The 12,162-nt window shown below is 69.3% G+C and carries 11 protein-coding genes; 3 read left to right on the top strand and 8 right to left on the bottom strand.

Annotated features, from left to right (window positions below):
- Positions 1–71: 71 nt before the first annotated feature.
- From CK500_RS00220 to CK500_RS00230, 3 genes are all read right to left on the bottom strand, one after another.
- Positions 72–1,028: an alpha/beta fold hydrolase gene (locus CK500_RS00220; protein WP_095635257.1), complete on the bottom strand. Its 957-nt coding sequence runs from the start codon at positions 1,026–1,028 to the stop codon at positions 72–74.
- A 106-nt stretch (positions 1,029–1,134) separates the two neighbouring features.
- Entirely contained in the window at positions 1,135–2,217 is a 1,083-nt protein-coding gene (gene meaB / locus CK500_RS00225) for a methylmalonyl Co-A mutase-associated GTPase MeaB (protein WP_095635258.1), read from the bottom strand.
- A complete protein-coding gene (locus CK500_RS00230; RefSeq protein ID WP_050026575.1) occupies positions 2,218–2,637 on the bottom strand; it encodes a cobalamin B12-binding domain-containing protein in 420 nt (139 codons plus the stop codon).
- Positions 2,638–2,766: 129 nt separating this feature from the next.
- Between CK500_RS00230 and CK500_RS00235 the strand changes: the two genes are divergently transcribed.
- Together CK500_RS00235 and CK500_RS00240 are read left to right on the top strand one after the other, a co-directional pair.
- Positions 2,767–3,708 (top strand): VOC family protein, encoded by a 942-nt coding sequence (locus tag CK500_RS00235; protein WP_095635259.1) that lies wholly within the window; start codon positions 2,767–2,769, stop codon positions 3,706–3,708.
- A gap of 150 nt (positions 3,709–3,858) precedes the next feature.
- On the top strand, positions 3,859–6,117 hold the full coding sequence (locus CK500_RS00240) for a helix-hairpin-helix domain-containing protein (RefSeq protein ID WP_158224011.1): 2,259 nt from the start codon (positions 3,859–3,861) through the stop codon (positions 6,115–6,117).
- Between the two features lie 126 nt (positions 6,118–6,243).
- Here the strand turns inward: CK500_RS00240 and phoU are convergent, their stop codons facing one another.
- The 5 genes from phoU to CK500_RS00265 are packed head-to-tail and all read right to left on the bottom strand — an operon-like array spanning position 6,244 to position 11,637.
- On the bottom strand, positions 6,244–6,951 hold the full coding sequence (phoU, locus tag CK500_RS00245; protein ID WP_095635261.1) for a phosphate signaling complex protein PhoU: 708 nt from the start codon (positions 6,949–6,951) through the stop codon (positions 6,244–6,246).
- Positions 6,952–7,782: a phosphate ABC transporter ATP-binding protein PstB gene (gene pstB, locus CK500_RS00250; protein ID WP_095635262.1), complete on the bottom strand. Its 831-nt coding sequence runs from the start codon at positions 7,780–7,782 to the stop codon at positions 6,952–6,954. It lies immediately after the preceding gene.
- A 1-nt stretch (position 7,783) separates the two neighbouring features.
- Positions 7,784–9,568 carry a phosphate ABC transporter permease PstA gene (gene pstA / locus CK500_RS00255; RefSeq protein ID WP_095635263.1) on the bottom strand — a complete coding sequence of 595 codons (1,785 nt, stop codon included), beginning with the start codon at positions 9,566–9,568 and terminating at the stop codon, positions 7,784–7,786.
- Positions 9,568–10,539 (bottom strand): phosphate ABC transporter permease subunit PstC, encoded by a 972-nt coding sequence (pstC, locus tag CK500_RS00260; RefSeq protein ID WP_095635264.1) that lies wholly within the window; start codon positions 10,537–10,539, stop codon positions 9,568–9,570. Before pstC ends, pstA begins: the two co-directional genes overlap by 1 nt.
- 57 nt (positions 10,540–10,596) lie before the next feature.
- A complete protein-coding gene (locus CK500_RS00265) occupies positions 10,597–11,637 on the bottom strand; it encodes a PstS family phosphate ABC transporter substrate-binding protein (protein ID WP_095635265.1) in 1,041 nt (346 codons plus the stop codon).
- 184 nt (positions 11,638–11,821) lie between these two features.
- Between CK500_RS00265 and CK500_RS00270 the strand changes: the two genes are divergently transcribed.
- Positions 11,822–12,148: a DUF7853 family protein gene (locus CK500_RS00270; RefSeq protein WP_095635266.1), complete on the top strand. Its 327-nt coding sequence runs from the start codon at positions 11,822–11,824 to the stop codon at positions 12,146–12,148.
- Positions 12,149–12,162 lie beyond the last annotated feature (14 nt).

Genomic DNA, 12,162 nt, shown 5'->3' on the forward strand with positions numbered 1-12,162 from the left:
GCGTCCGATTAAACCGGTTACTCCCCGATGTTCAGAACTGATACCGGTCGCGCTCCCGAGAGCGACGACGCTTACGCCGTCGCGCCCGCGACGAGGCTCTCCTCGACGGTCTCGACGAACCGGTCCGGGTGTTCGACGTGCGGCAGCAACTTGGCGCGGTCGAAGACGACGAGGCGGGCGCCGGAGGCGTCGGCGAGCTCGCGCCCGTCGGCGAGGGGGCTCACCTCGGCCTCCCGCCCCCAGACGATCGTCGGCGCCGCGTCCATCTCCGCGAGCGCGGCCGCCAGATCGAGGTCGCTGTTGAGGTACCCCGAGACGAACGACGCGGGCGCGAACCGGGCGTTCTCGACGTGGGCCGTCCGCCACTCGTAGTCGGTCCACTCGTCGCTCGGGTTGGTCGGGTCGTCGTAGCCGTGGTCGGCGTTGAAGTACCGGATCGACGGCTTCGAGGCGATCGCGTTGAACAGCGCGTCGCCGACCAGCGGCGCCCGGATCAGTTCCCGCAGCCACGACTTCGGCGGGCTCGGCCCGGCGACCGTCGTCGGGCAGACGCCGACGAACCCGCGGATCGACACGTCGTCGGCCGGGGAGCCGGCGTCGTCGACCGCCGCGGCCGCGTACGCCGCCGACAGCGACGAGGCGACGACGGCGGGGCGATCGAAGTCGGCGAGGAAGTCGCGGACGAAGTCCTCGTACAGCGCCGCGGAGTAGCGCAGCGGCGGGCGGTCGGAGCGGCCGAACCCCGGCAGGTCGGGGGCGACGACGTGGTGCTCGGCGGCCAGGTCGTCGAACACCTCGCGCCACTCGCCCGCGGAGCCGGCGGCGTTGACGCCGTGAAGGAGCACGAGGTCGGGGTCGTCCGGGTCGCCCGCCTCGGTGTAGGCCACGTCCATCCCGCGCCAGCGGAACGTCCCGTCGTCGCCGTCGAGCGGCGACTCCAATTCCCCCTCGTACCGGAGCCCGGTGTTGAGGGCGGCGATCGCGCCGACGCCGAGGAGGGCGGTCCCCGCGAGGTTCCTGAGCTTCATGGAGACCTGTTGGTCCGCTGGCGACTTATACCTCGTGGGCTCGCGGGCGCCTCTCGGTCCCGGGGTGGCGCGTCACGCGGAGGCCTTGTGATCCCGCGGTGGCGCCTCACGCCTCGTCGCCGTCGACACAGTCGGCGATCGGCTCGACGATCTCCGCGGCGAGGCTGTACGGGTCGGTCTCCCGCCGCCGCACCGAGTCGGCGAGCGCGTCGATCCCGCCTCGGCGCTCGATCTCCGCGGTCGCGAGCGCGCCCACGTCGGACCGGACCAGCGTGCGGATCTCCTCGGCGTAGCGCCGGCGCTTCGTCGACTCGATCGCGCCCGACTCGCGGAGGTGGGTCGCGTGGGCGTCGAACGTCTCGATCAGCTCCGCGACGCCCTCGCCGGTGTTCGCGACGGTGCGGAGGACCTCCGGGGTCCAGACGGTCTCGTCGTCATCGGGATCTTCCTTCCCGTCGTCAGGGTGATCCGGCACCTCGAACCCGTGGTGGCCCCCGTCGAGCCCCTTCGTCGGGCCCTCGCGTCTGTGGACCATCTCCTCTAACTCGGCGAGGGTGCGCTCCGCGCCGTCCATGTCGGCCTTGTTGACGACGAACACGTCGCCGATCTCCAGAATGCCGGCCTTCAGCGTCTGCACGTCGTCGCCGGAGCCGGGCTGGACCAGCACCGCGACGGTGTCGGCGGTGCGGACCACGTCGACCTCGTTCTGCCCGGCGCCGACCGTCTCGATAATGATCACGTCCTTCCCGAAGGCGTCGAGCGCCTTCACGGCGTCCGCGGTCGCCATCGAGAGCCCGCCGAGCTGACCGCGGGCGCTCATCGACCGGAAGAACACGTCCATGTCGCCGACGTTCGACGCCATCCGGATCCGGTCGCCGAGGACTGCGCCGCCGGTGTACGGCGAGGAGGGGTCGACGGCGACCACGCCGACGGTGTCCCCGTGGTCGCGGTAGGCGGCCGCGAGCTTGTCGACGAGCGTCGACTTCCCGGCGCCGGGCGCCCCGGTGATCCCGATCACGTCGGCGTCGCCGGTGTGCTCGTGGAGGGCGGCGACGATCCCGCGGTACCCCGGGGCGCGGTTCTCGATCCGGGTGATGACGCGGGCGAGCGCGCGGTGGCTCCCCGCGAGGAGGTCCTCGACGAGCGCGGCGTCGCCGTCGGCGAGCGCGGTTGCGTCCGTCCGGCCCATCTACGCGCGCTCCGGGAGGTTGTTCCGGATGAACTCGATCGTCTCCTCCATCGGCGTGCCGGGCCCGAACACCTCGGCGACGCCGAGCTCCTTGAGGTCGTCCTCGTCGTCGTCGGGGATGATCCCGCCGACGAGGATCAGGGTGTCCTCGAACGCGTCGTACTCTTTGAGCCCCTCGATCACCTTCGGGACGAGGGTGTTGTGCGCCCCCGAGAGGATCGAGATGCCGAGCACGTCCACGTCCTCTTGGACCGCCGCCTGTACGATCTCTTCGGGCGCGCGGTGGAGCCCGGAGTAGACCACCTCGAAGCCGGCGTCCCGGAACGCCCGCGCGATCACGTGTGCTCCGCGGTCGTGGCCGTCGAGCCCGACCTTCGCAACCAGACAGCGGACGGCTCGCGTCTCCTGTTCGGCGCTCATACCCGACTCTCGGTCGCGTGACCGTTTGATTCTAACGGACGTTCAGGAGGTTCCGGCGCGGCAGAGACGATCGTCCGGTGCGCTTCCGGGACCGACGCGTTCAACGCTCCGGGGACGGTACCGAATCGCATGGACACCGACGATCCCGACGCGCCCGGCGCCCCCGACTCCCCCGACGCCCCCGACGACCGGCTCCCCGCCGGGACGCGGATCGGTCGCGCCGCGCTCCGGGTCGCCGACCTCGACGAGACGACCGCGTTCTACCGCGACGTCGTCGGCCTCGCGGTGCTCGACCGCGACGCCGGAGACCGGCCGACCGCGGTCCTCGGCGTCGACGGGACGCCCCTGCTCGTGTTGGAGGAGACGCCCGACCGCCCGGAGCGAGGCCGGACCGAGGCCGGCCTCTTTCACACCGCGTTCCGGGTCCCCACCCGCGCCGCGCTCGGCGAGGCGCTGGCCCGGGTTCGCGACCGGTGGCGGCTCGACGGCGCCTCCGATCACCTCGTCAGCGAGGCGCTGTACCTCGACGACCCCGAGGGCAACGGCGTGGAGATCTACCGGGACCGCCCCCGCGAGGAGTGGCCGGTCGACGACGACGGAACGGTCCGGATGGCGACCGACCCGCTCGACGTGCAGGGCGTCGCCGCGGCGGCGGGCGCCGATTCCGCCGGTTCCGCCGCGGTCGTCGACCGCGCCCCGCCCGGCACCGACGTGGGGCACGTGCACCTCGAAGTCACGTCGCTGGCGGCGTTCGAGGCGGTGTACGTCGACGGCCTCGGGTTCGAGGTCGGCATGTCCGGCCCGAACGTCCGGTTCGTCGCGGCCGGCGGCTACCACCACCACCTCGGCGCGAACACGTGGCGGGGGCGGACGACGCCCGCCGCGGGGCGCGGGCTCGCGTGGTTCGAGGTCGTGGTCCCCGACGAGGCCGCGCTGGACGCCGTGATCGACCGACTCGACGCGGTCGCGGCCGAGGGCGACGCCGAGTTCGCGGTCAAGGAGCGGGACGGCGGGATCGCGGTCACCGACGGCGACGGGATCGAGGTCCGGGTCCGGATGGAGCCGGCGTAACCGCCGACTATCGCGGGTAGCGCGTCGCTCCGTCCGACTCTCAACTTCGAACGCTCCGTATGTTGTAGGTCTATTTTTGAGTAAAAAATATATGTCATTAAAATGTATTGGATAGTTGTCCTGTCTAGCGCAGGACGGGCGGTGCCAGCAATGTCAACAAACGATACAATCGAACTGGAGAAGATCCCTGGAATCGGCCCCAAGCGAGCGAAGGCGCTCCGCGTTGCTGGCTACGAGACGCTCGACGACCTGGAGGCGGCCACGGAAGACGACCTCCGGGACGTCGCGATGTTCGACGACATCCTCGCTCGTGACATCAAAGCGACGGTCAGTCCGGACGACGAGCGCGTTGCGGTGAAACAGCCCAACGCCGTCACGCCGGACGACTGGCGAGTGACCAAGCGGCAACTGACCCACATCCGAACGTTGGCCGACGACGCCCCCCTGGAGCTGGACGCGGAGACCGCGCTCGACCTCCGCGACCGGCTGGAGTTCGCCGTCGACCCCGACCTGCTCGACTTCCGGCGGGTCTGCGGACGCGTCGTCACCTACGACGCCGACACCGACGAGTACCATCCCGTTCCGAACGCGACGGTCCACGTCGAGGACACCGACTGCTCGTTCCTCTCGCAGTTCCCGAGCGACTTGGGGTTGGGGTGGTTCTATCCGTACGACTGCACCCGCGAGACGATCGCGACGACGACGACCGACGAGTGCGGGGAGTTCTGCGTCTACGTCCCGACGTGGGACATCGACCGCGTACTCTCCTTCCGGGAGGAGCGGCTCTGCCTGCCGGAGATCGCGAAGCCGCGGCTCCGAGACGTGTTGGAGCGGCCGGAGGTGTTCCCCGACCCGGTCCGTCCGCCGGACCTCCGACCGCGGCCGCGTCCGGACCCCCTCCCCGACCGGCTGTTCGACCCCGGCGTCCTCGAGCGGACCACCGAGCTGCTCGGCGACGCGGCCGTCCGCCGGCTCGGCGCGGGCACCGAGGGCGGCTCGTTCGGCGACCCGCGCCCGGACCTCGGGATCGACCTCGACCGGCCCGCCTTCCCCGACCCGCCGGAGCCGCCGACGCCGGAGGGGTTCCGGCGTCCGGAGCCGGACGAGCGGGTGGAGCTGCTCGGCGAGGAGCTCCCGGTCGACCGCGAGGTGCTCGGCGCGATCGACCCCGACCGGTTCGTCGGCCCGTTCCTCGCGTGCACCGACGTGACCCTTCCGGAGTGGCGGACGATCGTCGACGTCCCCGACATCACGTTCCGCGTCACGCAGGACGTCGACGGCGACGGCACCGAGGAGACGATCTACTCGGAGGGGTACTTCGACGTCCGCTGGGACGAGGCGGGCTCCGTCGACGTGGATCTCGTCGCGGACGACGAGGCAAACTCGATCCCGACCTGCGACGGGCTCACGCCCGAGAACGTCGAGTGCGACGGCCCGTCGATCGACTCCGTCGGCCTGATGCCGACGCGGGCCCCGATCTACGACGACGAGACGGGGTACGCGCGACGGATCAACCGCCCGAAACCGTCGGGGTCGACTAGCTCCCGGCCGGACGGCACCGCCCCGTTCTCCGGGACCCTCCAGCTGCACGGCTGCCACCGGTTCGAGGAAGCGGAGTACTACCGCGTGCTGTACTCCTACGAGGGCGGTCCCGAACAGCCGTTCACTGGCCACGAGTGGCACGCTCCCGCGATCGGCCGCGACCCGGTCCACGTCCAGCCGACGGGGTCCGACGGGTGGTACCCGATCCTCGATATCCCGTACCTGGAGAGCTACTACGGCGAGTCGCTCGGCGACAACCCGCTGTTGTTCCCGTACTGGCTGTTGAACTGGAACACCCGCGGCTACCGGAACGGGACCTACGAGGTGCGGCTCCAGCTCGGGGACGCGAACGGGGACCCGCTGTCGACGGCCTCCGCGAGGTACGCGATCGAGGTCGACAACCGGGCGCCGAACCTCGACATCAGCCGACTCGCCTGGGGGAAGCTGTCGGATCCGGTCGAAAAATGGGACAACGACATCACGGAGTCGTGTCCGCAGATCAGACGGCCCGCCGGCGAGAACATCGGGATCAAGGTGACGTTCAGAGCGTGGGGCGAACACTTCCGCAGCGTCCAAGCGAAGATGAACGGCTGTAACCGGAATCCGACGCTCTACCGTCCGTCGTCGGGGGGATCGAGCCAGTACTCGTACTGGCACGAGACGGTCGGCGACCGCAACCACCGGAAGACCGTCGCGTTCGAGGTGCCGTCGGGGTACCAGCAGGGCGCCTACCGGCTCCGACTGCGCGCCGTCAGCCGCGCGTTCAACCCGGCCGGCGGCAACAGCGGCCCGTCCACCAACTGGGAGTACGACAACGGCCGCATCGACACGTGGTTCACTCGGTCGATCAGCATCACGAACCAGTAACGCGCCGGGGCGTCCGGTCCGCGGTCGGCCGGCGAGGACGGCGCCGATTTTTTCCGAGGGGGAAGGGAGGGGAGAGGAGAGAGGAGACCGAAGCGACGCCCTACCGATCGCCGCCGTCAGTCGCGCTCAGTAGATCAGCTCGTCGTCGTTCTCGACCATGTACAGCGTCCGGGCGGCGACGTTGACCGCGTGGTCGGCGACCCGTTCGAGGTCGCGGACCGCGAGCAGCGCGCGGGACACCTCGTCGAGCGAGGCCTCCAGCGCCTCGGCGTCGGCGTCTGCGCCGGTCTCGTCGGGCGCTCCCTCGTTGCGGGCGCGGTCGGCCTCCAGCAGCTCGCGGACGACCGCCTCGCTCGCGCGCCGACACCGCTCGTCGAAGTCGTCGTCGCGGGCCGCGATCTCGCGGCAGGCCTCGGCGTCGCCCGCCTCGTAGGCCGCGACCGCGTCGGCGACCATCTCGCCCGCGTCCTCGCCCAGCTCGCGGAACTCCACGGCGGGGTGGACACCCCCGTCGGGGCCGCCGTAGCCCGCGAGGTTCGTCGCCAGATCGGCGACGCGCTCGAGGTCGGTGATCACCTTGAACGAGGAGGTCACCAGCCGGAGGTCGCCCGCGACGGGCTGCTGGAGCGCGAGCAGCTCGGTGCACTCGTCCTCTAAGGCGAGGTACGTCTCGTTCACCTCGTAGTCGCCCTCGATGACTTCCTCGGCGAGCGCGTCGTCGCCGGTCGCGGCCGCCTCGATCGCGGACGCGTACCGCTCGCCCACCAGTTCGCCCATCGCGACCACGTCGGCCCGGAGTTCGTCGAGCCGCTTCTGGTAGTTCTCGCGCGGCATCTATCCGAACTTCCCCGTGATGTAGTCCTCGACGCGCTGTTCCTCGGGGTCCTCGAAGATCTTCGTGGTGTCGTCGTACTCCACGAGCCGGCCGCCGGTGAGGAACACCGCGGTCCGGTCGGAGATCCGGGCCGCCTGCTGCATGTTGTGGGTGACGATGATCACGGTGTACTCCTCGGCGAGGTCGTCGATGAGGTCCTCGATCTTCGAGGCCGCGACGGGGTCGAGCGCGGAGGTCGGCTCGTCCATCAGGATGACCTCCGGGTCGGGCGCGATGGCGCGGGCGATACAGAGCCGCTGTTGCTGGCCGCCAGACAGCTCGAGCCCCGAGGAATCGAGCTGGTCTTTCACCTCGTCCCACAGCGCCGCGCCCTTCAGCGACTCCTTGACGCGGGCGTCGACATCGCCGTCGAACCCCTGGATCTTCAGGCCGTACGCGACGTTGTCACGGATCGACTTCGGGAACGGGTTCGGCTTCTGGAACACCATTCCGATCTTCCGCCGTAAGGCGACCGGGTCCACGTCCGCGTCGTACACGTTCTTGCCGCCGAACTCGACGTCGCCCTCGACCCGGCAGATGTCGATCATGTCGTTCATCCGGTTGATACACCGGAGGAACGTCGACTTGCCGCAGCCCGACGGGCCGATCAGCGCGGTCACCCGGTTTTCGGGGATCTCCATCGACACGTCGTCGATCGCCTGTTCGTCGCCGTAGTAGACGTTCAGGTCGCGCGCGGCGACCGCCGTCCGATCGGGCGCCACGGCGTGTTCGTCCGATCCGGTCTCTACATCCGTCGTGATGAGCGAGTCGCTCGATTCTGTGTTACTCATGTTAGGTCCCCCGCTCCGCGCGGTTCCGCAGCAGTATCGCCGTGCCGTTCATGCCGACCAGGATGATTAACAGCGTGATCACGCCGGCCGCGACGACCCCGTACCGGAAGTCCGCCTGCGGGAAGCCGGCCCACGCGTAGATCTGCATCGGCATCGCGCTGTACTTATCGAAGAGGCTGTTCGGCGCGCTGAACACGGTCGTCGCCGCGCCGACCATGATGAGCGGCGCGGTCTCGCCGATCGCCCGCCCGAGCGCGAGGATCGTCCCGGTCAGGATCCCGGGGAACGCCTCCGGGAGGACGACGTTCTTCGTCGTCTGCCAGCGGGTCGCGCCCATCGCGTCCGACCCCCGCCGCAGGTCGTCCGGCACCGACCGGATCGCCTCCTGCGCGGAGATGATCGTGATCGGGAGGATGAGCAGCGACAGCGTCAGCGACACGGTCACCGCCGTCCCGTACCCCAGCCCGAGGAGGTTCGCGAACAGCCCGAGCCCGAGCAGTCCGTAGACCACCGACGGGATCGCGGCGAGGTTCGCGATGTTGATCTGGAGGAGCCGCGTCAGCGCGCCCACGATGCCGCTGTTGGCGGTGTACTCTTCGAGGAAGACGGAAGTGCCGACCCCGAGGAGGAACGACAGGACCGCCACCATCGCGATGATGATGACCGATCCGACGATCGCCGGGTACAGTCCGGCGTCCGCGGGCGTCCGCGACGGCGCCTCGGTGATGAACGAGCCGTCGATCCACGGGTCCGGCGCCGGAAAGCCGAACGCCTCGACGACGAGTGCGCCGACGAGCGCGCCGACGACGAGAAGCACCGGGAGGCCCAGCCCGATCACGCCGTCGCCGGCGTCGAAGACACGCTGGAGGTAGACGGCCGTCGGGACGCCGGCCACGGCGATCACCAGCAGCGCGTTCGGGCCGCCGACGCCGAGTCCGAGAATGCCTCCGAAGAGTCCGACGACGGTCGCGAGCGCGAGCGGGACGCCGCCCGCGGCGATCGCTTCGGTCCGGCTCCCGCGCGCGCCGACGACGAGCGCCCCCGCGGCCGCGATCGGGATCGCCAGCGTCCAGAGGTAGATGAACGCCGTCGTTGGGTACGTATCGATAACGGGGCGCAGGAACACCGCGACGAGCACGCCGACGATCCCGACCGGGACCGCAGCCGTGCTCGCCCCCGGGCGCTCTCGGAACCGACCGTACGCGTACGAGGCCAGCGCCGGGACGATCCCGAGCGTGTACGCGAGGAACCACAGCCGCGCGTCGAACACGAGGAAGAGGACCGCGAGCGCGAGTCCGATCGCCGTGCCGCCGATCAGTCGCCCGACGAGTCCGAACCCGACCCCGCCGACCCGTCCGCTACTTCCGACGTACGTGACGTACCCCGTCAGCGGGAAGACGACCACGAAGAGGTAGGCAAGCTGCCAGGAGAGCCGCGGGATCTGCGTCACGAACGCCTCGATAGCGGTGAAAACGACGGCGACGGCGACGAGCCCGCCGCCGAGCACGCCGGCGGCCCGTCGCGTCAGCTCCCGGTCGTTCGCGCTGTAGAGACAGAAGGCGAGGAACGGGACGACCAGCGTGAGGAAGTACGTCAGCAGCCACTCGGGGCTGGCGTTCGTCAGGTCGAAGGCGTCGATCGTGACGTACACCAAGAGCACCGCGAGCGCGAAGATCCCGAGAACGCTCGCGCCGAGCGAGAGGTACTCGAAGATGATCCCGCGGACCCGGCTCACCTCGCCGAATCCCTCAGCGCTCGCGGTTCCTGTGTCGGTATCGGTCGCCATCAATACTCCTCCCGGTAGCGTTGTGCGATGATGTCGCTGAGTACGTTCATTACGAGTGTCACCACGAACAGCGTGAGTCCGAGCGCGAACATCGAGTCGTACGGGATCGTCCCGCCGGTGAGGTCGCCGTTGGCGATCTGAACCATCGCGACGGTGATCGTCATCCCCGACTCCAAGAGCACGTCGGCCGGGTTGATGAAGGGGACTCCGAACGCCTCTTGGACCGCCGGCATCCGCGCCTGCGCACCCATCGCGACGACGACGATCATCGTCTCACCGATCGCACGCGACACCGCGAGGATGTATGAGGAGGCGATCCCGGAGATCGACGCGGGGACGACGATTCCCGTCGACACCTCGAACTTCGTCGCGCCGAGCCCGTAGCCGGCCTGTCGGAGGTCGTCGGGGACCGCGCTCATGGCGTCTTCGGATATCGACGACACCATCGGGATCGTCATGATCCCGACCATCAGCGCGGCCGACAGCGCGTTGAAGGTGCTCATCTCCGGAAACAGGGTCGCTTTCAGCGCCGGCGTGATGTAGACCAGCGCGAAGTACCCGTACACGACCGTCGGGATTCCGGCGAGGATCTCCAAGAGCGGCTTGAGTATCGAGCGCGCGTTCGGCGTCGCGTACTCGCTCAGGTAGATCGCCGTGAGCGTCCCCACGGGAAGCGCGATGAACGCCGCCGTGATCGTCACGGTGATCGTTCCGATGACGAGCGGCACGATGCCGAACGACTGTCCGCCGCCCCGCGGATTCGGACTCCAGCTCGTGCTGGTCAGGAACTCGATGACCGGTACCTCGGAGAAGAACACCACTGCGTCGTACAACAGCGTCGCGAAGATCGCGACCGTCGTGAGCAGGGTGACCGCCGCGCACGCGGCGAAGAGGCCACCGTAGGTTCCCTCCTTCAGTCGTGTGAGCCCGCTCTGGCGCTGGAGATCCGGACTCTCGGTACTCTCAGTCACAACCAGTCGGGTATCGAACGCTGTCGTAAATCAATACACCGGTTCATGGCGCGGGCCTCAGCCCTGCGCCTGCTCGATCGCGTCCTCGAGGATCCCCATCTGCTCCTCCTGCGTCTCCTCGGTGGCGGGGACGTACCCCACGTCGCCGGCGACGAGGTCCTCGTTCGTGGTCTGCTCGACGAAGTACCGGGCGAACTCCGCGACGTGTTCCTCCCCGAGCGACTCGATCGAGGGATAGGTGAACAGCGGCCGGGAGAGGGGAGTGTACTCGCCGCTCGATGCGGTCTCGAGGCTCGGCTCGACGGGCCCGTTGCCGTCGTCGATGCCGAGCGCCTTGAGCTGGTCGGGGTTCTGGAAGTAGTACGCGAAGCCGAAGTAGCCGATCGCGTACTCGCTGCCGGCGACCCCGGTGGCGATCTGGTTGTCCTGCTCCGTGGCCTGGTAATCGTCCGTGTGGCCGCGGTCCTCCAGGACGGACTCGATAAAGTAGTCGTACGTCCCCGATGTGTCGGCGGCGCCGAACCGCTCGATCTCCTCGTTCGGGAACTCGTCGCGGACCTGGTCCCACGTCTCGACGGCGTCCTCCTCCCAGATCGTCGCCAGCTCCTCGACGGTGAGCGAGTCGATCCAGTCCGCGTCGGGGTTGACGACCACCGTGAGCGCGTCGGTCGCGGCGATGAGCTCGACGTACTCGACGCCGTTGTCGGAACAGAGCTGCTGTTCCTCCTCCTTAATCGGGCGACTCGCGTTGTTGAAGTCGGTCTCGCCCACGCAGAAGAAGTTCGCGAATCCGCCGCCGGATCCCGTCGAGCTGATGTCTATAGAGACGTCCGCGTGGTCCGCGGAGAAGTCCTCGGCGACCGCGCTCATCAGCGGGAAGACGGTCGAGGAGCCGGCGATGTTGATCGAGCCGGACAGCGAGTCGGAGCCGTCGGAGCTACCGTCCGAACCGTCGGACCCGTCGGATCCACCGTCCGAACCGTCGCTTCCTTCGGTCTCCGTACACCCCGCGAGCGCCAGCGCGCCCGCGCCGGCGAGCGCCGTAAGTGATTTCCGACGAGTGATCCCCTCGGTATCCGCGTCGTGGCTTGATGCCATCACCTGACTGTGGGCGATTTCCGGTTAAATAGTATGCTATGAGAGGTACGACTGACGCAGTATCGCTCCCCGGTGCTATATACACTATATAGATCGCAGATCGCTCGGCGGCGGACCCGCGGGTGGACCGCCGCTCCGATCGTTCGGGCGTATTTTTAAGACCCTCCGGGCGAAGACCCCGACCATGACCCCACCGACGGACCGGGACCGGATCCGGCTCTCGCTCTCCCGCGAGGAGGCGTGGATCGCCCACGACGCCCTCCTCGACGCGGGCGAGGCCGCGGCCGACGCCGGCGACGACGCCCCCGCGCAGTGCCGCCCGATCCGCCGCATCGAGTCCGGCCGCGCGCTCACCCCGGACGGCGCCGAACTCCTCCGCGACGCGCTGGTCGACTACCTCGGCGACGCTCCCGTCCGCGACCGTGCGCCGGGGCGAGCCCTGCTGGGGCGGGTGGACGACGCGGTCGAGTCGTCCGACCGCTCGGCGTCGGCCGCCGACTCGAACGCCTGAGTCGGGCGGACGGT

The organism is Halorubrum salipaludis (assembly GCF_002286985.1).
Classification (GTDB): domain Archaea; phylum Halobacteriota; class Halobacteria; order Halobacteriales; family Haloferacaceae; genus Halorubrum; species Halorubrum salipaludis.